The organism is Usitatibacter palustris (assembly GCF_013003985.1).
Classification (GTDB): Bacteria; Pseudomonadota; Gammaproteobacteria; order Burkholderiales; family Usitatibacteraceae; genus Usitatibacter; species Usitatibacter palustris.
Genome location: NZ_CP053073.1, coordinates 317,895 through 334,996 on the forward strand (window position 1 = coordinate 317,895; position 17,102 = coordinate 334,996).

The following is a 17,102-nucleotide window of genomic DNA, read 5'->3' on the forward strand; positions in this document are numbered from 1 at the left end:
GCTACTTCATCGCGATCACGTGCTCCACGAATTGATCGACGGCGATCTCGGTTCCCTGCTGCCAACCCGACGCCTTGTTTTTCTCGAGGTCGGCTTCATCCCGGTGCAGCGCCGTGAACACGTAGCGAGTGCCCGTTCCCACGGCTTCCATCGTCACGATCGCGGTGATCGGAATATCGTCGAAGACAGCCGGGCGATAGCCGGGGAACAACATGGAGGTCCAGACCAGCCGCTCCATCGGAACCGCCTCCAGGAAGCAGCCGAGGTTGGGAAACTCCTGGCCGTCTGCTCCTGCGATGTCGATGCTGAAGATGCCGCCCGGTCGCAAGTCCATTTCGGCTCGCGCCACGCGACCCCAGGCCTTGGGCATGTACCACTCCTTGAGATGCTCCGGTTTCGTCAACGCTTCCCAGACGAGCCGCGTGGGCGCGTCGATGACCCGTTCGATGACGAAATCAAGTTTCGGATTGGGCGTGAATCGCTTGCTCATGATCCTGACTCCTTTTCCTTGAGTTGTTTGACGTATTGGTCGAAGCGGTCCAGTCGGGATTCCCACGACTGACGGCGTGTGGTCAGCCAGTCTTCGGCGACCTTCAACCGTTTGGGTGCGATCTCATACGTTCGCACTCGCCCCTCTTTCGTCGACCTCACCAGCCGGCTCTCTTCGAGCACCGAGAGGTGCTGGACGAACGACGGGAGCTGCATGTCGAACCGCGCCGCCAGCTCGCTGACGGTGGCGGGTCCAACCGACAGTCGCTCCAGGACCTTCCGCCGGGTCGGGTTGGACAAGGCGAGAAAAACGGCATCAACGGCTGCGGATTGATTCATTGCGACACCTTCCCAGGCTCGGGTTATCCGATTCGAGGGAGGGAGCGTAATGCCGTTTAATACTTTTGTAAATACCTAAGTATTGGTTGTCCTTGGGGGTGACAACGCGATCCCACGGAGCGCACACTCTTGCACGAGGTGCATTTTCGGTGCGCTCTAACTCCATCGAGCGGAAGGAAATATGACCGCTGTCCGAATCACTACGGTCCGTGTCGCGTTGCGCGAAGCAGCGGAGCGGCGACTCGAGGAGGGATGGCTGTACCTCCCGTGCTCGGAGATTCCCGCATTGGATTCGCCGTGCGTGATCGTTTCGGGCAGCGACGAGAGCGAAGAGGTCGCGGCCAAGGCCGGCTTCCCCCAGGAGGGTCTCTACACGCGCGATATCGAAGATACGGCCAAGGGCGCCGTCCAGTTCGAGGACCCGCCATCCGACGATCTCCTGCTGGAAGCATTTCTCTACTACTGGCGGTTCGACGCCTGGCTTCCCCATCCGGGGGCTTCGGACCCTCCCACCACCGACGAGTGGAAGCGCAACCTGGATCGGGAGTTCTTCGATCTTCTCGGAGCGGAGCGCGCCGATGTTCCCTGCCACAAACAGGGCTGTCCTCGGGGTGCGGTTGCGCACAGCAGCCTCTGTCGCATTCACCACTTCGAAATGGTCAAGAAGGAGCCGTGCCCCTTTGGAGAGGCGGGCGGCCGATGACGACCCGGGTCACGTGGGCATTCGGAGTCCTGCTCCTGGCACAAACCGTGCATACGGTGGAGGAGTATTACGGCCGCTTGTGGGAGTCATTTCCACCTGCACGATTCCTCACGGGATTGGTATCGCAGGACCGCGAGTGGAGCTTCGTGGCACTCAGCATCTTGCTGTTCGCGTTCGGGCTCTGGTGCCTGCTTTGGCCGGTGCGCCGCGGGTGGCCCTCGGCGGCGTATTTCGCCTGGGGCTGGCTGATCGTCGAGGTGATCAACGGGATCGTCCATCCCGTATGGACCGTGCACGAGGGCGGGTACACAGCGGGAGTTGCCACCGCTCCCCTCCTGCTGGCGTCGGCTGTCTACCTCGGGTATCAATTGCGAAGGGAGAATCCGAAATGAAGCCATTCACCGCGATGTCGATAGCTCTCTTGTCGCTGGTCTCCGTCGTCCAGTTGATCCGCCTCGTCCTGGGGTGGGACGTCTCGATCAATGGAATCGCCATTCCGCTGTGGGCGAGCGGGATAGCATTCATTGTCTCGGGGGGACTCGCCGTCATGCTTTGGCGTGAGAGCCGCACGTCACAACCCTAGCGAAACGGAGGCGCCATGTGCCGCAACATCAAGACGCTGTTCAACTTCGAGCCGCCGGCCACCAAGGAAGAGATTCGCGACGCGTCGCTGCAATTCGTGCGAAAGCTGAGCGGCTTCACGCACCCGTCCAAGGCGAACGACGCCGCGTTCCAACGCGCAGTTGAGGACATCTCGGCATCGGCCGAGGTCCTGATCGCCTCGCTCGTCACGAACGCGCAGTCGCGCTCACGCGAGGTCGAGGCTGCGAAGGCCAGAGAGCGGTCGGCGCTGCGGTTCCCGCGCGCTGGGAATGAAAGCTGACAAGATGGCACCGCTTCGCGCAGCCGAGATAGAAGCGCTGAAGGAACTCTACGCAGCGATCAATCGGAATGATATCGAGTCAGCCGTCAAGATATTGGACCCGCAGATCGCGTGGATCGAACCTCCGGAGTACGGCACGACATGCCACGGACTCGTGGAATTGAAGGCGCACCTGACGAAGGCGCGCGGCACGTGGGCTGAAGGAAGTTGCGAGCCGGATCGATTCGTCGTCGCCGGCGACAAGGTCATCGTATTCCTGAACATACATGTGAGGTTGAAAACCGAGACGGACTTTCGCGTAGGTCGCCACGCGGCCATCTTTACGTTCCGCGACGGCGTGGCCACCGAGATGCGCATCATCGATGACGAGCAGGAGGCGCTCGAGTGGGCCGGCGCCAAAGCCTCACATGGATGAACCGCGGACGCTCGAACAGCACCTCTTCGACCTGGAGTCGCGTTTGCTGGACTCGACCCGGAGAAGGGAAGCATCGGCAGTCGCAGCGCTGCTGAGCGACGACTTCGTGGAAATCGGTTCGACGGGTCGCATGTTCAACAAGTCCAGCATCATCGGGACCATGAGCAGCGAGGTGCCCGTTCAACGCGGAATCGCGAGCTTCAAACTGCACCAGATCGCGGAGGGCGTGGCGCTCGTCACCTATGTCGCGATCTCGGGCAGCGGCCCCAACGAGCCATTGCGCGAATCGATGCGCAGTTCCGTCTGGAAACGTGAGGGCACCGAGTGGAGGATGGTATTTCACCAGGGCACGCTGATTGCCAAATAGGGACCGCGGGAATGCCGAAGCTTGACGCCACGCAGCTTGCCGCCGCCTCGGCCTGCTTGGTTCTCGGAGGATGCGTAAGCCCATTGCCCTTTGGGCCAGGCCGGTTCGAGGTCCAGTCCGAGGATGTGCGGATTGCAGATGTGTCCGGTCGCACGCTCTATGGTGATATGTCCCCGGCGGGTGCGCGGACGTTCGAAGTGATTCAATTCGAGATTTCCAGCGAGACCAACCTCCATACCTATTTCGAACACATGCTCCTCCAGGTCCGATGCACGGTGGATCACAGCACCGATCGCTCCGAGGCGAGCCGCGGGCACGGTCCGTACTACAACGGGATCGACCTCAGGTCATACACGTACAAGCCCAACAGCGTTACCTTGACCCCGAGGTCGCGCGATGGAAGGTACTCGTACACGGTGTACGCCTTTGCAGACCTCTCTGCCACGCGCTTGATCAACCACTCGTTCGAACGCTTTCCCCTCGAGCCAATGAAGTTCTCGGAACTATCGTGCTTCGTCATCGGGACCGCGATGGCGCCAGTCATGTTCCCGCGTTCGAACGACTTTGGTTTGAGCCGCGAGCAGTTCCTGAAGCTGCTTGCCGCCCATCGGTCCTAGCCGAGGAGGCGCAATGACACCGCGACAACTGAACGCGATAGTGCTGATCGGCATTGGCGTTGTGCTGCTGATGGTTCCGCAAACGATCCCGGGCGTGATTCGCAGCTCTCCACCCATGGTCGCGGCGGTGCTGACCCTTCTTTCGCCAATTGGATTGATCTTCTTCGTCCTCGGTCTGTATCGATATGCCACGAAGGGGCCGGACAAGTGAGCGATGACGTGACTCGCCGACCGGCAACGCAGGCGGACGTGCCGAGGTTGATGGAGATCCGCCGCCAGTCGATGAATCCCCATCTGGTCGTGGCCGGCGTATCCATCTCCGATGAAGATCAACTCCAGAGGGTGCTGGTTCACTTCGAGAGTGCCGAAGTACTTCTCTCCGGCGGCGAGATCATCGGACTGGTGAAGATCGTGCGCAATGGTTCGGACTGGGAACTTCTCCAGATCCAGCTCGAGACGGCCAGGCAGGGCAAGGGGCTAGGCGCTCAGCTCGTTGGACAGTTGATCGCCGAGGCGCAACAGGCCCAGGCCACACTCAAGCTCAGCGTATTGAAGGCGAACCCCGCGCGGCGGCTCTACGAGCGCCTCGGATTCGTCGTCATTGGCGAGGACGCGCACACATTCGAGATGCGGCTCTCCTAGCGAATGAGTCGAATCTTCTCCATGGCGTTCTCCAAGGTGTATCCGCTCTACATCAAGAAAGCGGAGCGCAAGAATCGTACGAAGGAAGAAGTCGACCAGGTCATCCGCTGGTTGACGGGCTACACCCAGGCGGGACTCGAGAAGCAAATCAAACGGGAGTGCGACTTCGAAACATTCTTTGCCCAGGCGCCGGCCATCAACCCCAATGTCTCCCTGATCAAGGGCGTGGTGTGCGGTGTTCGCGTGGAGGAAGTGGAAGATCCACTGATGCAGCGAATACGGTTCCTGGACAAGCTTATTGACGAGCTCGCGAAGGGAAAGACAATGGAGAAGATCCTGCGGAGCTGACCAGCCTGGGGAGACGCAATGCATTTGAAGACAAGGCTCACTGAGAAACTCGGGATCACGCATCCCATTCTCCTGGCCCCGATGGGTGTCATGGCGGGCGGGAAGCTTGCTGCCGCCGTGTCCGAAGCAGGTGGGCTCGGCATCATCGGCGGTGGTTATGGCGACGCCGATTGGCTCGAGGCGCAATTCGCGGCCGCGGGAACGTCCCGAGTCGGCTGCGGGTTCATCACGTGGTCGATGGCCCGGGATCCCAAGCTGCTCGATCAGGTGCTGGCCAAACGTCCCGCGGTGCTGATGCTCTCGTTCGGCGAGCTCGAACCGCATGCGTCTCACATCAAGAAGCAACGTGTTCCCCTTATCTGCCAGGTGCAGGGCATGAAGTACCTGCGCGAAGCCGTCGATGCGGGCGCGGACATCATCGTCACCGAAGGTTGCGAAGCCGGCGGCCACAGCGGCTACCGGGGCCTGTTCACGTTTGTTCCCGAAGCGGCCGACTATCTCGCGAAGCACTCACCGGATACGGTGCTCGTCGCGGCCGGCGGTGTGGGGGATGGTCGCGGACTCGCTGCCGCGCTCCTGCTTGGCGCCGATGGTGTTCTGATCGGAACGCGCTTCGTCGCCAGCAAGGAGTCGGAAGCGCCCGATGGATTTCGCGACGCGATTATCCGCGCCGACGGCGACGCCACGATGAAGTCGAACTCGGTCGACGTCGTCCGAAAGCGCTATTGGCCCAATCCGGAGTTCGTCATTCGCGTCCTGAAGAACCGCTTCGTTTCCAAGTGGCATGGGCGCGAGCGCGAGATCGAGAAGGTGATCGACGTCGAGCACGAGCGCTTCTGGAATGCCTTCAAGGCCGGTGACGCTGAAGACTCCGGCGTTCTCATGGGCGAGGTCTCCGGAATCATCAAGGACGCGCCGCCTGCCGCGAAGATCATCGACGATATGGTCGCCCAGGCATGCCAGCTCCTGGGTTCGTCCACGCGTCACGTTGTCCGCTAGGGTTGTTCGATGGCCAATGTTGCGCGCACATCCAAGGAGATTCTCGAGGACATGACGGCCTTCGCGTTTTCGTCCGACTTCTTCATGGGGAAAGCGCTGGCACTTCGCGTCGGGGAGTGTTTCTCGTTCGTCCCCAGGGATATCGCGGACGGCAGCCCCACGCAGCAGGCCCTCGCGACGACCATCGCCACGCCGTTTACGGTTTGCCGCATTGGGCTCGATCGGGTGCCGCTCGAGTACGAGATGACTGCGGAGGACCTCGTGGGGCAGGTGGCATTCCTGGTTACGTCGGCCACTGAGCCCGAGCGTCACCAACTCGCCGTCATCGAAATGGAGAGTGGGGAGTGACGTCGGGCGTGGCGGTGCTAGTCTTTGTTCGCATGAATTCAAGGAGCGCGCGATGAGCGAGCAAGAGAGACCGAGACCACCCCTTCCGCCCTTCGATGCCACGACCGCGGCGCAGAAGGTTCGGATGGCCGAAGACGGCTGGAACACGCGGGACCCGGTTCGAGTGTCCCTGGCCTACACGCCGGACAGCACGTGGCGTAACCGTGCGGAGTTCCTGACGGGTCGCGAGGCCATCGTCCAGTTCCTCACTCGCAAGTGGAACAAGGAACTCGACTACCGGTTGATCAAGGAGCTGTGGGCATTTCACGGCAACCGGATTGCCGTGCGCTTCGCCTACGAATGGCACGACGACTCGGGCCACTGGTTCCGCTCCTATGGGAACGAGAACTGGGAGTTCGACGAGCACGGGTTCATGCGCCGCCGCATCGCCAGCATCAATGACCATCCGATCCAGGAGAGCGAGCGCAAGTACCGTTGGCCGTTGGGGCGGCGGCCGGACGATCACCCCGGTTTGTCCGAGCTTGGCCTGTGAAGCGCGAGGCGCCGAGCAAGACAGCGAAGCTGGCAGCAGAAGGGCGGCGGGCTACCAAGTTGCTGCGCGGCAAGACCGTTGCCGTTGTTCGCCGCCATCGCGCCGGCGAGATCCTGATCGAGTTCACCGACCATTCCCGCATCTTCGTGGATGGCGAGGGCGAACTGGAGATCTCGATCGCTGGGACCGACGACGATGAGTGAGCTCGACGACTGACGCATGGCGATCTGCTACCAGGTTATGGAGTGCGGAGATCGCGCCTTGCTCGAGCAATGGATGGCCCAATGGTCTGACCTCGTGGATTTCGAGGTTCATCCCGTCATGACTTCCCAGGAAGCGACGCAGCGAATGGCACCGAAGGCGGAGACGTGATGCGATGCAGATTCGCGAAATCGAAGTAGCCGAGGTCGAGGTTGTGCGCCAGCTGCTCATGATGAACGGCTGGGGCGAGCGAGATACTGTTGCGAGTCGATTTTCCGAGCTCCTTGCGCGATCCCAGGTCGCGCTTGTCGCCTTGGAGGGAACCGAGGTACTGGGCTTCGTGCGCGCGATTACCGACGGAATGTCGAACGGATACATTTCGATGCTGGTGGTGACCGAATCACATCGGCGCAAGGGCGTCGGGCGGGCTCTGGTGAGGGCCGCGATGGGAGACGACCCCCGAATCACGTGGGTACTTCGCGCGGGTCGAAATGGAGTTTCTGAGTTTTACCAGAAGCTGGGATTCAACCAATCGGAAGTCGCCATGGAGCGGCCAGGCGTTCGGAAGATCTGACGTGCTGCCGAAACGCATCGAGGGATTTCTCAATACCGGCGACACCGTCATCGCCGACATTCTTGCCGAGGGCGGCACGCGTTGCTTTGTGCGCATCCGGCCCGTGCCCAATCCGTCCGTGCCGCGCGAAGAACGTCGCTACCTGAACTCGCGGTGGTCCATGTGGGAGTACTGGTGGTATGACTTCCGCCGCATGGAGCTCCGCCCCGGGTGGGAGGAGCTGTCCGACGACTACGATATGTTCCTCGTCACGGATGAGGCAATCCGGACCAAGTCCGAAGTAGAGTTCTACGTAGCCCTTAGGAAGTGGGTACCCCCCACGGTAGAGCTCCAGCACTTCTGGGACTCTGCGTGTCCGGAATGAAGATGCGACGACATATTCTCGGAGAGTAGCTTGATGCGCATCCCCGCTGGATGGGAGCTGTTCCGCATATTCACGGACATCGGTTCGGCCAAGCTCATGTCGGACTGGTTGGTCCGGGAGGGCGTACCAACCACGGTGGTGCCGAGAGCGCTCGAAAATGCGCGGGAGACCGAGTTCTGCGTGCTCGTCGAGAATCGCCTGGCCCATCGAGCACGGTGGATCGTTTCGCAATTGCCACCTACCGACGACGAGTTGGACTTTCTCGCCACGGGAAGGCTGCCGGGCAATGACAATCAGTAGGATGTGCCTCGCTGAGGCATCGATGATCCGACGTCTCCTCCTGCTGCTCGCCGCAACCATCTCACTGGCAGGGTCAGCGCAAGAGTTGAAGCCCGACACGCAGGGCCGAATCGACTTCGCCAGCTTTACGCCGAAGACCATGTTCGATCTCGCACGGGAACGTCGCGCGAACTGGACGGAGCAATCCAGCTGGGGCCACCTGACCCTCCCGAAGGTTGCCTCCGACAAGGTCCCGGCGATCGTGCTGATGCATAACAGCGGCGGCGTCGAGCGCGGCATGTCGCAGTGGGTGGACGCCTTCAATGAAATGGGTGTCGCGACTTTCGTCGTCCATGTCTTCGAATCGCGAGGTGTCACGCGAACGGCGGAGAACCAGGCGCTCGTGCCCTATTCGGCCGACCTCATGGACGCGTTCCAGGCTCTCATGCTGCTGGCGAGGCACCCGCGCATCGACGCATCCAGGATCGGCATCATGGGATTCTCACGCGGGGGAAGCGTGGCCTTTCAAGCCGCGATCGAGCCCCTGCGCCGCGCAGTCGTCAAGAGTGACCTGCGCTTTGCGCTCCACATCCCGATGTATGCAGGCTGCAACCAGATCTATTGGTCGCCGCAGGTCACGAAAACGCCGATGCTCAATCTCGTTGGCGCAGAAGACGATTACACCACCGCCGAGCCCTGCGAACGCCTGGCCAAGCGTTACGCCGATGTCGGGGCTCCCATTCGCTCCATCAAGTACGCGGGCGCGCATCACTCGTGGGACGGCATGTACGAGGTCTTCTTCCTTCCCAACGCAACTTCGGGAGTTCCCTGCGGCGTATTGCGATGGGACATCGAGCCCTGGAAGATTACGGCCGAGCGCACCGGCGAGACAGTCGATCCGGCGAAGCTCACCGAATTCTTCCAGGGCTGCATGAAGCGGGGAGTGCATGCCGGGCGAAATGAAGCGGCATTCCGGCAATCGCGTAAGGATGCGCAGGCATTTGCGCGCGAGGTGTTCTTCGGCGGACAACCTCAGCCTCCGACTGCCGCGCCGAAGGGCGTCGAGTTTGTTGGCGGCGATGGGAACGGATGCGAGCGTGCGGTCGTCATTCGCGGATCGAAGGGCTCACGCGACATCGTCGCGAGCGAAATGGCCTATCTCAAGACTCGCTACCCCGGCTACAAATTTCGCGACAACTCTGTTGCAACCAAGGGCGGGCGCAGCTTCGAGGAGATCGTGATCGAAACAGAGGCCGGTGAGAAAAAGACGGTGTGCTTCGACATCACCGAAGGATTCGGCAACCTGTAGTTCCGTGAAAGGGCGTCGATGGAACAGCCTGGGAAGTGCGAGCTCTGTGTCCCTCAATCCGTCTTGTCCGAGAACGCCCTGGCCTACATGCGCACGGACAACCATCCGATGAGTCGAGGCCACGTGCTCGTGATCCCGAAGCGCCACGTCGTCGACTTCTTCGACATGACGCACGAGGAGCAGGTCGCGGTCCTCGAGCTTCTCCGCAAGGCTCATGGGCTCGCGGCAGCCGAGCACTCCCCCGACGGATTCAATATCGGGGTCAACATCGGACAGGCCGCGGGACAGTCGCGAATGCACGTGCATGTGCACCTGATTCCCCGCTACACGGGCGACGTGCCCGATCCGAAAGGTGGCGTGCGGTGCGTGTTGGCAGGTAGTCGTCCCGCCTGAGGGCGCTGCAATAGCCTCGTACGCTTCGCTATTCGGAGGTGGGATAATTCCATTCAGAGTCGCCAACCATCTCAGGAGGGAATGTGCGCGCACTGCTGATCTGCTTGTTCCTGCCGTCTATCGCGTTCGGTGCGGAGTTCAAGGATCTCTCCGAGGCCCGGAAATTCCTGGATGACGTGATGACGAACGTGGTGAAGGACGACATTCGCGGCGCCTTCGCGAAATTAAAGCCCTATTGGGCCGCCATGCCCGAGGCCGAGGTAGAAGTCCTGACTGCGAAGATCATCGACCAGCGTCCGCTGGCTGCATCACGATTCGGGAAGGTCCTCGAGGCGCGGTTCGTGTCCCAGAAGACGGGAGCGGATTCAGTGGCGTATTTCGTGTACATCGAGAAATACGAGAAGCACCTGTTGAGGTGGCACTTCATCCTCTACAAGCCTCGTGACTCCTGGCAGATCAACGCGGTCAGCTTCGACGATCGGATCCAGGGCTTGGTGGAGTGAGGCTCTGAGTCGGATGCAATGTTGAGGGCGGTTCCCGGTTTGCTCGCGGCCGCGCACTGCCTCTTCCCTTGGCCTTGCGGCGCCGAAGATCTTCGCCTGCTGAACGTCGGCGTGCGAGCCCAGGTTTCCGGCGCCACTGTTCTCGGAGACGTGGCCCCCGAAGAATTCCAGGCGTACGACGCATCGGCGACCTTCAAGCTCCGATGGGAGCGATACAACGAGGAGGGCTGGGGAGTGGGCACCCGGCTGATGGCCAGTGCCGGTGCGTTGCGGGGAGCGGGTGAAACCGCGCTCACCGTGTCCCTCATTCCGGTTCTTGCTTTTGGAACCGAAGATGGTCGCTTCACGCTCGATCTCGGCGCCGGGGCCGCGCTACTCAGCCGGCATCAATTCGGGACGCAGGATTTCGGCCGCCCCTTCCAATTCGCGCTGACTTTTGGCGTGAGTGCGCCCCTCTACGATCGCGTGGGAGTGGGCTACCGATTCATGCACTATTCGGACGCAGGGCTTCACGGACCCCACACCACCGGGGCCGATCTTCACATGATCGAGCTCACCTACCGCTTCTGACGCAGAGAGCCACCACCCATGACACGCGTACTGACTACGTTGTTGGCGTTGCTGGTCGTCGCAGGCTGCAGTGAGAGCGAGAAGGGCGAGAGGAGTGCGGCCGCGCCACTCGCGAGCATGGCAGCGCCCAGCGCCGCGAAGCGCTCCCTCGCCTACCAACACAGCATCCAGATCGAAACCGACGAAGACAAGATCGGCGCTGCGCACGAGGCGGGGCAGGCGGCGTGTCGCGAAGCCAGTGCGGACCTGTGCACGGTGCTCGAGTCGCGAATCAGCACGGGCCGGTTCGCGTCGGCCTCGTTGAAGCTCCGCGCCAAGCCCGCTGGAATCCAGAAGGTCATGGCGGCCCTGGGCAAGCAGGGCCAGGTCACGAGCCAGACCACCAACGCGGAAGATCTGGCGAGCCCGATCGAAGACGCAACGAAGAAACTCGCGCTGCTGACTGACTACCGGACGAGGCTCGAAGCCCTTCGCATCAAGGCGACCGACGTCGATGCGCTGATCAAGGTGAATCGCGAGCTCGCGCAGGTGCAAACGGAACTTGAAGCCACCACCGGACAGCAGGCCCATCTCAAGCAACGCGTGGAGACGGAGATCCTCAGCGTCTCGATCAGCAGCCGCAGCGATCAATCGATTCTCGCGCCGATCACGCAGGCGCTGTCAGGCTTCGGACGCAATCTCCTGCATGCTTTCTCCATCGCGATCACGGCGATTGCCTACCTGATCCCCTGGGCGATCGTCTTCGTCCTGCTGATCTGGGCAATTCGCGCACTGTGGCGCCGGCGCAAGCGCGGAAGCTAGTGAGTGAGATGTTCTTCGCCCGCGCACTGTTCGCGTTCGTGGCCCTCCCGGGCATGGTCGCGTTTGCCGTTCCCGCAATCTGGTTGTGGCAAGCCAGGCATCTTCACCTCGAGAATTCCTGGGCTCTTGTCGTGCTGGTCGTTGGAGTCGCAGGACTGCTCTGGTGTGTTCGCGATTTCTACGTACAGGGCAAGGGGACGCTGGCTCCGTGGTCCCCTCCACAACACCTTGTCGTCGGCGGCTTGTATCGCTTCAGCCGCAATCCGATGTACGTCTGCGTGTTTCTCATCCTTGTGGGCTGGGCCGCCGCGTTCGAATCGGTCGGGCTTCTCGTCTATGGGTTGTGCGTGGGCCTCGCTTTCCACCTGCGCGTCGTCCATGGGGAGGAGCCGTGGCTGGCGAAAACGCATGGGGCGAGCTGGCAGACCTACGTGAAGCGGGTTCCGCGGTGGATCGGCTTGCGGAGTGTTACGGATGAGCCAACGCGATCATGACCGCAGGCACTGATCCGCTCGAGGCCGTCTGGGAACACCGGGAAGACGTCGTGTATCCCGGCCTCTTCGGCTCGAAGTCGCGCGGCATCTTCGTCCTGGAAGCGGAAACCTTCGCGAAGGTGATCGGCGAGGAGACCATCGATCCGCGTTGGTTGTTCCACGGCGTCTTTGAATTCGAGCCAACGGAAGAGCGGCCGACTTGGTTGTATGTCACGTCGGGGACTTCGACTCCCTGGGGGCAGGAGCCTGAGTCGTATGCGGAAGCGGAGTACTCCGGCATTGGCACGGAGCTGGTCTTCGAATCCACGGAGCAGGGCGATTGGGCAATCGTTCTTCTCCAACGCATGCTGGCCTTCAACATCCTTCTCTCGTACAGACGCTTCGGCGACGCCAATCCGCTCGACTACTGGCAGCGAATTCCCTATCGCGGTCCCATCACGCTCGAACGGCCCTCGCTGCTACAACACCTGGTCGTCGGGCTGCCGACACACTTCCCCTCATCGTTTCAGCTTCAGTCGGGGAGAGTCGATCTCTTGCAGGTCGTGGGGATCACCGAGGCGGAGCAGGAGTTCGCCAAGGAACATGGCTCGGACAAATTGATCGAAATACTTGCCGAGGCGGATGCGTATCCCGTAACGAGTCCGTCCAGGGCGTCGATCATTTGATGACTTCTGCTGAACCAGGTCGCTAGCTTTCAAAGGAGCAAACATGTTCGATCTCTGGGATGTCTTCCAACAAGGGCAGATCGAGGCCGCCTCGGCGGCGGCAGGCAGCGCTCGAGACACCGCGCTCAATGCGCACGAAAAGGTACAACGGGAGGTCCATCGCCTCGAAGCGAAGATCGATGGACTTGCCCTGGTGTCGCAAGCGTTGTGGGAGCTCGTTCGACAGCACACGTCGCTTACCGACGCGGACATCCAGGCCAAGGTCGCGGAAATTGATGCGCGTGACGGACGGATCGATGGTCGACTCACGGGCAAGGTGGGCGTGTGCGTGGCCTGCAACCGGCCGACCCACTCCCGGCAAAGCGCGTGCATGTATTGCGGCGCTCCGATTGATCGCGCACACGCGTTTGAGCGCTGACGCGAAGGTGGATTCGGACGTATTATTTATCGCGGTGCTCGCCCTCCCCGGGCCCTAGACCGGTCGCATTGAAAGGAGATTGTCATGAAGCAGTTCCTCGTGTGCTCCCTGCTCCTTGCGGTGGTTCCCATGGTTCTCCTGAATCCCATGGGTCGTGACGCGTTCCTCGGCTACTACCTGGGCGTGGTCGCGACGTGGTTCGTTGTCATCTGTGTCGGAAAGTGGCAAAACACGGCGCAAGCGCGATTGCGCTAGTCGCGCCTCCCCCGGCGCTGGATTGTGCGCACGTCATCGAATACGCAACGGTCGATGACTCGGTGACGTTCGAGCAGCGTCACACCCTCAACGTCGGTGGCGAGTGGCTTGGCCGAGTCCCGAGGCTGGCGATCTGCCAGAACCTCGACGAACCCACATTCATGGTTTTCCATTGCGACGACGAGTGGAGTGTCCTCGGAGTCGCCGCCGGTTTCGGCTCGGCCGACGAAGCGAAGGCGAAGGTGGAGCGCTCGTATCACGGCATCAGCGGGAGATGGATCGCGAGCGCCTTCTCGCGGGACGATGCGGCGCGATTGGTGGCGGAGAACCTCAAAGCGCACTCGTGTTCATTCTGCGGACGCACCCCGCTCCAGTATCAATCGATTGCCGGTGATGCCGTGCGAATCTGCAACCACTGTGTCGATGAGTTTCACGAGGTCATGCATAGCGACGCCGAGAGCTGATGGCCAGGATGAACCTCCGCATGTTCGGTGCCCTCCTCATACCAGCGCTCATCGTATTTGCCGTCGGTTTCGCGTGGTGGTGGGACTTCCTCCAGATGGACCAATGCCTTGACCGCGGCGGCTCCTTCGAAGATGGCGTTTGCGATGGCGCGACTGTCGAGCTATCGCTTTGGGGTGGTGCGTGGCATCTGTGGGTGTTCGTCCTTGTTCCGCCACTGGTGGGCACTTGCACGCTCATGTTCATGGCGTGGCTCGGAATCCTCATCTCGTCCAGCGGGGGCCGTAACGCCTGACGGGCGGCCGTCATTGGTACCATTCGAGTAGTTGAAGGAGCGCCTCATCGCCGTGGTCATCGGAGCAGCAACCCTCGCCATCATCGTGCTCGCCGTCCTTGGATTGGCAACCGGCACGCTCGACACGCTATTCCCGGGTCGTCGCAACCTGGCTTCGTCATCGAACGGGATCGACAAGGCGCACAGTGCGTTACGCGTTCTGGTCATCGCTGCAGCGGTGAGCATCGTCGTGGTGACAGGCGCCTTCATGCTTTTGTAATCACACACGTAGCGCCATGGCGATCGACCCAAAGAAGACAGATCCGTACGCGGCATGGGAACGAGGCGAGGTGAAGCTCGCGTTCCGCCTTTTCCGCGCGCGTGCCGAGAGCGGCGACAAGAATGCATTCCTCAACCTCGGTTACTTCTACGACGTGGGCTTGGGCGTTCGCAAGGATCAAGCGGAAGCGCTTCGTTGGTACCGCCGCGCCGCTCGTGCCGGAGACAGTGCGGCCGCGTCGAACATCGGCACGGTGTACCGCGAGGCCGGGCGCCATCGCCTCGCTTTGGAGTGGTTCAAGCGTGCGGCCTCGATGAATGACGGCGACGCCGAAGTGGAGATCGCCAAGCACTACCTTGAGGGCATGGGCGTCGCGCCGCATCGGGGCCGAGCCATGGCCGCGCTCAGGCGGGCGGTCGCTTCCGGCAGCATTACCGACGATGGCCGGGAAGAAGCACAATCGCTGCTCGACTGCATGAAGGGGCCAAGGTGACAGACGATTCCAATCGCATCCGCGAGCAGCGAGCGTTGAAGGAAGTGCGCACGCTGGTCGACGACCTCGAGCACCAGGAGAGCACGCGCCAGGTGTGGCAGATGCCCTTGGCGGTCGGGACGCTTGTTGTCGTTGGCCTCGTGCTTGGGTTTTTTGCGATGAAGATGGGGTCCCGCGCGCCCAGCGCGGCCGAAGCGAAGAGCTTTTCGTGCCAACTCGACATGTGGGACAAGCGATCCGGCGAAATCGAGCGGCGGCTTCGACAGGCGCGTCCGGAGATCTCCTATAGCGAGATCCAGATGCAGCTCAAGATCGAGCGACCCTACGTCATTGCGGAGGCCAAGGTCGATTGCGACGCGCGGTCCAAGTGAAGCTTGACTCCCTCTGGGACGAGCATCGCAATGCACCGTTCCCGCCGGCGTCGAAGGGCGTCGACATCGAAGGAACCGACCTCGTATTCCTGGACATGTGCGCTGCGGGCTGCATCGACTACTACGTTGTGCATGGGCATCTCGACGAAAAACGCGTGGCAACTTTGAAGGAATGCGCTCGGCTCATCGAGGTGATCGTGCCCAAGGTGGAGCCCGAGTCGCGCGGCTACTTCGAGCGTCTCGGAAAATTGACTGCCTTTGTACTCGAGGGAGCCGGTCATGCTGCATAGGGTTCTGACGCTGACGTCGCTGGTTCTCGCCTTGTCCGCGGGCGCCGTGCCCGCTCACGCGCAGGATCGCCTCGGCGTCATGAAGGCCGTTGCCGCAGACATCGAAAAGCTCAAGGCAGATTTCCCTCAGCTCCAGGATTTCTCGGCGGCGAAGCACCTGCGTAGCGACCCGCCGAGCATCGGCTACGGGTATCGCACTCACCAGGCGCCGAAAACGGGCGGCTGGATGTCGGGCGTGCCGCACCCGGATCCCGACGGCGTCTGGTTCCACATCGACCTCCACGATCCGGACTCCAACCTGCAACTCCACACTCAACCCGCGGTGGTTCCGACGTGCCTCGGAAAGAGCCGCGTGTCGTTCCTGATACTCGACGGCAAGGAGACGCGCGGCCTCAACGGCCCGATCTGGCAAGCGCTGGTGAAGCAGGGTGCCCGGCAATGCGCCGTGCGATCGAGCGGCTGTCCCTGCGAGTCTTGAACACCGATGCGCATTGAATCGGTCGATCGCCGCAGCTTCCTGGCCATATCCCGCGGCACGTTCGAGGACCCACTCGATCTCGACATTTCCGTGCGGGCGCAATCGTTCTCGGGCGAGACCTCGAACATCTTTCCGATGGGCGCTCCCCAGTTTCTCGCCGATCTCGAGCAGCTTGAGAAGACGAGGCGCGGAACGGCGAGCCTCGAAGGGACCGAGGACTTCCTCCTCACGTTCCAACCCTACGGAAGCACCGGATCGATCTGGGTGACGGTCGTGATAACCGCCTTTCGCTATACGCCAATGCTCGCGGCCGAGGTCTCAACCGACCGACTGAGCTGTGGCTTCGAAATTGCGGGAGAGTACTTCGGGCAGATGTGCGTGGAATTGCGCCAGGTCCTGGGCAACGAATAGCCCTGCGATGGAAGCACCCGTACACATCGACGAGTACAACCCCGCATGGCCGGCGCTGTTCGAGGCGGAGCGCGCATTGATCGCCAAGACCATCGGGCCGTGGCTCGCCGGACCCATCGAGCACATCGGCAGCACTGCGGTGCCGGGACTTGCCGCCAAACCCGTCATCGATATCATGGCGCCCGTTGTGAACCTTACCGACTCCCAACCGACATTGGAACGGCTTCGCGCGCTTTCGTACTGCTACTTTCCATACCGGAGCGAAGTGATGCACTGGTTCTGCAAGCCCAGCCCCGAGCTGCGAACGCATCACCTGCACCTCGTTCCATTCCAGAGCCCGCTGTGGTTCGAGCGCATTGTGTTTCGCGACCTGCTCCGCAACAATCCGGATATCGCGAACGAGTACGCGCAGTTGAAGCGTCACCTTGCGGAGCTGCACCGCTACGATCGCGAGCTCTACACCGATTCGAAGGCGCCGTTCATCGCGCGTGTCATGCGCGATCACGGTGTTCGACCCGCCCATGAAGTGAAGTGA

37 protein-coding genes are annotated in these 17,102 nt (G+C 61.6%); 35 read left to right on the forward strand and 2 right to left on the reverse strand.

From position 1 onward, the window contains the following. Nucleotide 1: 1 nt before the first annotated feature. Nucleotides 2-490, reverse strand: coding sequence for an SRPBCC family protein (locus tag DSM104440_RS01665; RefSeq protein ID WP_171160184.1), 489 nt, complete (start codon nucleotides 488-490; stop codon nucleotides 2-4). Continuing rightward, nucleotides 487-828 carry an ArsR/SmtB family transcription factor gene (locus tag DSM104440_RS01670; RefSeq protein ID WP_171160186.1) on the reverse strand — a complete coding sequence of 114 codons (342 nt, stop codon included), beginning with the start codon at nucleotides 826-828 and terminating at the stop codon, nucleotides 487-489. The genes DSM104440_RS01665 and DSM104440_RS01670 overlap by 4 nt, the downstream gene beginning before the upstream one ends. A 181-nt stretch (nucleotides 829-1,009) precedes the next feature. Here DSM104440_RS01670 and DSM104440_RS01675 point away from each other — a divergent pair, with 181 nt between their 5' ends. From DSM104440_RS01675 to DSM104440_RS01845, 35 genes are all read left to right on the forward strand, one after another. Further along, nucleotides 1,010-1,531, forward strand: a complete 522-nt coding sequence (locus tag DSM104440_RS01675; RefSeq protein ID WP_171160188.1) for a DUF7716 domain-containing protein — start codon at nucleotides 1,010-1,012, stop codon at nucleotides 1,529-1,531. Continuing rightward, nucleotides 1,528-1,923 (forward strand): HXXEE domain-containing protein, encoded by a 396-nt coding sequence (locus DSM104440_RS01680; RefSeq protein ID WP_171160190.1) that lies wholly within the window; start codon nucleotides 1,528-1,530, stop codon nucleotides 1,921-1,923. The genes DSM104440_RS01675 and DSM104440_RS01680 overlap by 4 nt, the downstream gene beginning before the upstream one ends. Continuing rightward, nucleotides 1,920-2,114: a hypothetical protein gene (locus DSM104440_RS01685; protein WP_171160192.1), complete on the forward strand. Its 195-nt coding sequence runs from the start codon at nucleotides 1,920-1,922 to the stop codon at nucleotides 2,112-2,114. Before DSM104440_RS01680 ends, DSM104440_RS01685 begins: the two co-directional genes overlap by 4 nt. 15 nt (nucleotides 2,115-2,129) lie before the next feature. Beyond that, on the forward strand, nucleotides 2,130-2,414 hold the full coding sequence (locus DSM104440_RS01690) for a DUF2277 domain-containing protein (RefSeq protein WP_171160194.1): 285 nt from the start codon (nucleotides 2,130-2,132) through the stop codon (nucleotides 2,412-2,414). After that, nucleotides 2,404-2,829, forward strand: coding sequence for a nuclear transport factor 2 family protein (locus DSM104440_RS01695; RefSeq protein WP_171160197.1), 426 nt, complete (start codon nucleotides 2,404-2,406; stop codon nucleotides 2,827-2,829). The genes DSM104440_RS01690 and DSM104440_RS01695 overlap by 11 nt, the downstream gene beginning before the upstream one ends. Beyond that, nucleotides 2,822-3,196 carry a nuclear transport factor 2 family protein gene (locus DSM104440_RS01700; RefSeq protein ID WP_171160199.1) on the forward strand — a complete coding sequence of 125 codons (375 nt, stop codon included), beginning with the start codon at nucleotides 2,822-2,824 and terminating at the stop codon, nucleotides 3,194-3,196. The genes DSM104440_RS01695 and DSM104440_RS01700 overlap by 8 nt, the downstream gene beginning before the upstream one ends. A gap of 11 nt (nucleotides 3,197-3,207) precedes the next feature. Beyond that, nucleotides 3,208-3,813, forward strand: coding sequence for a hypothetical protein (locus tag DSM104440_RS01705; RefSeq protein ID WP_171160201.1), 606 nt, complete (start codon nucleotides 3,208-3,210; stop codon nucleotides 3,811-3,813). 13 nt (nucleotides 3,814-3,826) lie between these two features. Next, a complete protein-coding gene (locus DSM104440_RS01710) occupies nucleotides 3,827-4,024 on the forward strand; it encodes a hypothetical protein (protein WP_171160203.1) in 198 nt (65 codons plus the stop codon). An 8-nt stretch (nucleotides 4,025-4,032) separates the two neighbouring features. Next, nucleotides 4,033-4,455, forward strand: a complete 423-nt coding sequence (locus tag DSM104440_RS01715) for a GNAT family N-acetyltransferase (protein ID WP_171160205.1) — start codon at nucleotides 4,033-4,035, stop codon at nucleotides 4,453-4,455. Between the two features lie 21 nt (nucleotides 4,456-4,476). Continuing rightward, complete coding sequence (locus DSM104440_RS01720) at nucleotides 4,477-4,803, forward strand: DUF2200 domain-containing protein (protein ID WP_246212074.1); 327 nt, start codon at nucleotides 4,477-4,479, stop codon at nucleotides 4,801-4,803. An 18-nt stretch (nucleotides 4,804-4,821) separates the two neighbouring features. Further along, nucleotides 4,822-5,802, forward strand: coding sequence for an NAD(P)H-dependent flavin oxidoreductase (locus tag DSM104440_RS01725; protein ID WP_171160209.1), 981 nt, complete (start codon nucleotides 4,822-4,824; stop codon nucleotides 5,800-5,802). 9 nt (nucleotides 5,803-5,811) lie between these two features. Further along, complete coding sequence (locus tag DSM104440_RS01730) at nucleotides 5,812-6,150, forward strand: hypothetical protein (RefSeq protein WP_171160212.1); 339 nt, start codon at nucleotides 5,812-5,814, stop codon at nucleotides 6,148-6,150. Nucleotides 6,151-6,202: 52 nt separating this feature from the next. Then, nucleotides 6,203-6,682 carry a nuclear transport factor 2 family protein gene (locus tag DSM104440_RS01735; RefSeq protein WP_171160214.1) on the forward strand — a complete coding sequence of 160 codons (480 nt, stop codon included), beginning with the start codon at nucleotides 6,203-6,205 and terminating at the stop codon, nucleotides 6,680-6,682. Beyond that, a complete protein-coding gene (locus DSM104440_RS01740; RefSeq protein ID WP_171160217.1) occupies nucleotides 6,679-6,885 on the forward strand; it encodes a hypothetical protein in 207 nt (68 codons plus the stop codon). Before DSM104440_RS01735 ends, DSM104440_RS01740 begins: the two co-directional genes overlap by 4 nt. A gap of 73 nt (nucleotides 6,886-6,958) precedes the next feature. Continuing rightward, nucleotides 6,959-7,054, forward strand: a complete 96-nt coding sequence (locus DSM104440_RS19590) for a DUF3303 domain-containing protein (RefSeq protein WP_425509657.1) — start codon at nucleotides 6,959-6,961, stop codon at nucleotides 7,052-7,054. 4 nt (nucleotides 7,055-7,058) lie between these two features. Further along, nucleotides 7,059-7,457 (forward strand): GNAT family N-acetyltransferase, encoded by a 399-nt coding sequence (locus DSM104440_RS01750; protein ID WP_171160221.1) that lies wholly within the window; start codon nucleotides 7,059-7,061, stop codon nucleotides 7,455-7,457. A gap of 1 nt (nucleotide 7,458) precedes the next feature. Next, complete coding sequence (locus DSM104440_RS01755) at nucleotides 7,459-7,821, forward strand: hypothetical protein (RefSeq protein WP_171160223.1); 363 nt, start codon at nucleotides 7,459-7,461, stop codon at nucleotides 7,819-7,821. A gap of 30 nt (nucleotides 7,822-7,851) precedes the next feature. Next, a complete protein-coding gene (locus tag DSM104440_RS01760; RefSeq protein ID WP_171160225.1) occupies nucleotides 7,852-8,121 on the forward strand; it encodes a hypothetical protein in 270 nt (89 codons plus the stop codon). 85 nt (nucleotides 8,122-8,206) lie between these two features. Then, on the forward strand, nucleotides 8,207-9,409 hold the full coding sequence (locus tag DSM104440_RS01765; RefSeq protein ID WP_212758167.1) for a dienelactone hydrolase family protein: 1,203 nt from the start codon (nucleotides 8,207-8,209) through the stop codon (nucleotides 9,407-9,409). 63 nt (nucleotides 9,410-9,472) lie between these two features. Further along, nucleotides 9,473-9,802, forward strand: coding sequence for an HIT family protein (locus tag DSM104440_RS01770; RefSeq protein WP_246212075.1), 330 nt, complete (start codon nucleotides 9,473-9,475; stop codon nucleotides 9,800-9,802). Nucleotides 9,803-9,885: 83 nt separating this feature from the next. Further along, nucleotides 9,886-10,305 carry a hypothetical protein gene (locus tag DSM104440_RS01775; protein WP_171160229.1) on the forward strand — a complete coding sequence of 140 codons (420 nt, stop codon included), beginning with the start codon at nucleotides 9,886-9,888 and terminating at the stop codon, nucleotides 10,303-10,305. Nucleotides 10,306-10,344: 39 nt separating this feature from the next. Then, a complete protein-coding gene (locus tag DSM104440_RS01780) occupies nucleotides 10,345-10,875 on the forward strand; it encodes an acyloxyacyl hydrolase (protein ID WP_171160230.1) in 531 nt (176 codons plus the stop codon). An 18-nt stretch (nucleotides 10,876-10,893) separates the two neighbouring features. After that, a complete protein-coding gene (locus tag DSM104440_RS01785) occupies nucleotides 10,894-11,676 on the forward strand; it encodes a DUF4349 domain-containing protein (RefSeq protein WP_171160232.1) in 783 nt (260 codons plus the stop codon). An 8-nt stretch (nucleotides 11,677-11,684) separates the two neighbouring features. After that, nucleotides 11,685-12,170 carry a methyltransferase family protein gene (locus tag DSM104440_RS01790; RefSeq protein ID WP_171160234.1) on the forward strand — a complete coding sequence of 162 codons (486 nt, stop codon included), beginning with the start codon at nucleotides 11,685-11,687 and terminating at the stop codon, nucleotides 12,168-12,170. After that, nucleotides 12,167-12,835, forward strand: coding sequence for a suppressor of fused domain protein (locus tag DSM104440_RS01795; RefSeq protein ID WP_171160236.1), 669 nt, complete (start codon nucleotides 12,167-12,169; stop codon nucleotides 12,833-12,835). Before DSM104440_RS01790 ends, DSM104440_RS01795 begins: the two co-directional genes overlap by 4 nt. 43 nt (nucleotides 12,836-12,878) lie before the next feature. Then, on the forward strand, nucleotides 12,879-13,253 hold the full coding sequence (locus DSM104440_RS01800; RefSeq protein ID WP_171160239.1) for a hypothetical protein: 375 nt from the start codon (nucleotides 12,879-12,881) through the stop codon (nucleotides 13,251-13,253). An 84-nt stretch (nucleotides 13,254-13,337) separates the two neighbouring features. Then, nucleotides 13,338-13,508: a hypothetical protein gene (locus DSM104440_RS01805; protein ID WP_171160241.1), complete on the forward strand. Its 171-nt coding sequence runs from the start codon at nucleotides 13,338-13,340 to the stop codon at nucleotides 13,506-13,508. Continuing rightward, a complete protein-coding gene (locus tag DSM104440_RS01810) occupies nucleotides 13,475-13,972 on the forward strand; it encodes a ClpX C4-type zinc finger protein (RefSeq protein WP_171160243.1) in 498 nt (165 codons plus the stop codon). Before DSM104440_RS01805 ends, DSM104440_RS01810 begins: the two co-directional genes overlap by 34 nt. A gap of 324 nt (nucleotides 13,973-14,296) precedes the next feature. Then, nucleotides 14,297-14,524, forward strand: a complete 228-nt coding sequence (locus tag DSM104440_RS01815) for a hypothetical protein (protein ID WP_171160245.1) — start codon at nucleotides 14,297-14,299, stop codon at nucleotides 14,522-14,524. Between the two features lie 70 nt (nucleotides 14,525-14,594). Further along, nucleotides 14,595-15,017 (forward strand): tetratricopeptide repeat protein, encoded by a 423-nt coding sequence (locus DSM104440_RS01820; RefSeq protein WP_171160246.1) that lies wholly within the window; start codon nucleotides 14,595-14,597, stop codon nucleotides 15,015-15,017. Beyond that, nucleotides 15,014-15,388, forward strand: coding sequence for a hypothetical protein (locus DSM104440_RS01825; protein WP_171160248.1), 375 nt, complete (start codon nucleotides 15,014-15,016; stop codon nucleotides 15,386-15,388). The genes DSM104440_RS01820 and DSM104440_RS01825 overlap by 4 nt, the downstream gene beginning before the upstream one ends. Continuing rightward, on the forward strand, nucleotides 15,385-15,678 hold the full coding sequence (locus DSM104440_RS01830; RefSeq protein ID WP_171160250.1) for a hypothetical protein: 294 nt from the start codon (nucleotides 15,385-15,387) through the stop codon (nucleotides 15,676-15,678). The genes DSM104440_RS01825 and DSM104440_RS01830 overlap by 4 nt, the downstream gene beginning before the upstream one ends. Further along, the gene (locus tag DSM104440_RS01835; protein WP_171160253.1) at nucleotides 15,668-16,156 is read left to right on the forward strand and encodes a hypothetical protein; all 489 of its coding nucleotides are present in this window, start codon (nucleotides 15,668-15,670) and stop codon (nucleotides 16,154-16,156) included. The genes DSM104440_RS01830 and DSM104440_RS01835 overlap by 11 nt, the downstream gene beginning before the upstream one ends. Before the next feature lie 6 nt (nucleotides 16,157-16,162). After that, nucleotides 16,163-16,567, forward strand: coding sequence for a hypothetical protein (locus tag DSM104440_RS01840; RefSeq protein WP_171160255.1), 405 nt, complete (start codon nucleotides 16,163-16,165; stop codon nucleotides 16,565-16,567). A gap of 7 nt (nucleotides 16,568-16,574) precedes the next feature. Then, entirely contained in the window at nucleotides 16,575-17,102 is a 528-nt protein-coding gene (locus DSM104440_RS01845; protein WP_171160257.1) for a GrpB family protein, read from the forward strand.

What these genes read in the sequence shown, in the direction of transcription:
- DSM104440_RS01705 (WP_171160201.1), top strand. Translation starts at nt 3,208, where the DNA reads ATGCCGAAGCTTGACGCCACGCAGCTTGCCGCCGCCTCGGCCTGCTTG.
- DSM104440_RS01665 (WP_171160184.1), bottom strand. Translation starts at nt 490, where the DNA reads ATGAGCAAGCGATTCACGCCCAATCCGAAACTTGATTTCGTCATCGAA.
- DSM104440_RS01690 (WP_171160194.1), top strand. Translation starts at nt 2,130, where the DNA reads ATGTGCCGCAACATCAAGACGCTGTTCAACTTCGAGCCGCCGGCCACC.
- DSM104440_RS01675 (WP_171160188.1), top strand. Translation starts at nt 1,010, where the DNA reads ATGACCGCTGTCCGAATCACTACGGTCCGTGTCGCGTTGCGCGAAGCA.
- DSM104440_RS01670 (WP_171160186.1), bottom strand. Translation starts at nt 828, where the DNA reads ATGAATCAATCCGCAGCCGTTGATGCCGTTTTTCTCGCCTTGTCCAAC.
- DSM104440_RS01800 (WP_171160239.1), top strand. Translation starts at nt 12,879, where the DNA reads ATGTTCGATCTCTGGGATGTCTTCCAACAAGGGCAGATCGAGGCCGCC.
- DSM104440_RS01790 (WP_171160234.1), top strand. Translation starts at nt 11,685, where the DNA reads ATGTTCTTCGCCCGCGCACTGTTCGCGTTCGTGGCCCTCCCGGGCATG.
- DSM104440_RS01750 (WP_171160221.1), top strand. Translation starts at nt 7,059, where the DNA reads ATGCAGATTCGCGAAATCGAAGTAGCCGAGGTCGAGGTTGTGCGCCAG.
- DSM104440_RS01795 (WP_171160236.1), top strand. Translation starts at nt 12,167, where the DNA reads ATGACCGCAGGCACTGATCCGCTCGAGGCCGTCTGGGAACACCGGGAA.
- DSM104440_RS01845 (WP_171160257.1), top strand. Translation starts at nt 16,575, where the DNA reads ATGGAAGCACCCGTACACATCGACGAGTACAACCCCGCATGGCCGGCG.
- DSM104440_RS01730 (WP_171160212.1), top strand. Translation starts at nt 5,812, where the DNA reads ATGGCCAATGTTGCGCGCACATCCAAGGAGATTCTCGAGGACATGACG.
- DSM104440_RS19590 (WP_425509657.1), top strand. Translation starts at nt 6,959, where the DNA reads ATGGCCCAATGGTCTGACCTCGTGGATTTCGAGGTTCATCCCGTCATG.
- DSM104440_RS01680 (WP_171160190.1), top strand. Translation starts at nt 1,528, where the DNA reads ATGACGACCCGGGTCACGTGGGCATTCGGAGTCCTGCTCCTGGCACAA.
- DSM104440_RS01725 (WP_171160209.1), top strand. Translation starts at nt 4,822, where the DNA reads ATGCATTTGAAGACAAGGCTCACTGAGAAACTCGGGATCACGCATCCC.
- DSM104440_RS01700 (WP_171160199.1), top strand. Translation starts at nt 2,822, where the DNA reads ATGGATGAACCGCGGACGCTCGAACAGCACCTCTTCGACCTGGAGTCG.
- DSM104440_RS01735 (WP_171160214.1), top strand. Translation starts at nt 6,203, where the DNA reads ATGAGCGAGCAAGAGAGACCGAGACCACCCCTTCCGCCCTTCGATGCC.
- DSM104440_RS01785 (WP_171160232.1), top strand. Translation starts at nt 10,894, where the DNA reads ATGACACGCGTACTGACTACGTTGTTGGCGTTGCTGGTCGTCGCAGGC.
- DSM104440_RS01685 (WP_171160192.1), top strand. Translation starts at nt 1,920, where the DNA reads ATGAAGCCATTCACCGCGATGTCGATAGCTCTCTTGTCGCTGGTCTCC.
- DSM104440_RS01835 (WP_171160253.1), top strand. Translation starts at nt 15,668, where the DNA reads ATGCTGCATAGGGTTCTGACGCTGACGTCGCTGGTTCTCGCCTTGTCC.
- DSM104440_RS01720 (WP_246212074.1), top strand. Translation starts at nt 4,477, where the DNA reads ATGGCGTTCTCCAAGGTGTATCCGCTCTACATCAAGAAAGCGGAGCGC.
- DSM104440_RS01710 (WP_171160203.1), top strand. Translation starts at nt 3,827, where the DNA reads ATGACACCGCGACAACTGAACGCGATAGTGCTGATCGGCATTGGCGTT.
- DSM104440_RS01695 (WP_171160197.1), top strand. Translation starts at nt 2,404, where the DNA reads ATGAAAGCTGACAAGATGGCACCGCTTCGCGCAGCCGAGATAGAAGCG.
- DSM104440_RS01840 (WP_171160255.1), top strand. Translation starts at nt 16,163, where the DNA reads ATGCGCATTGAATCGGTCGATCGCCGCAGCTTCCTGGCCATATCCCGC.
- DSM104440_RS01805 (WP_171160241.1), top strand. Translation starts at nt 13,338, where the DNA reads ATGAAGCAGTTCCTCGTGTGCTCCCTGCTCCTTGCGGTGGTTCCCATG.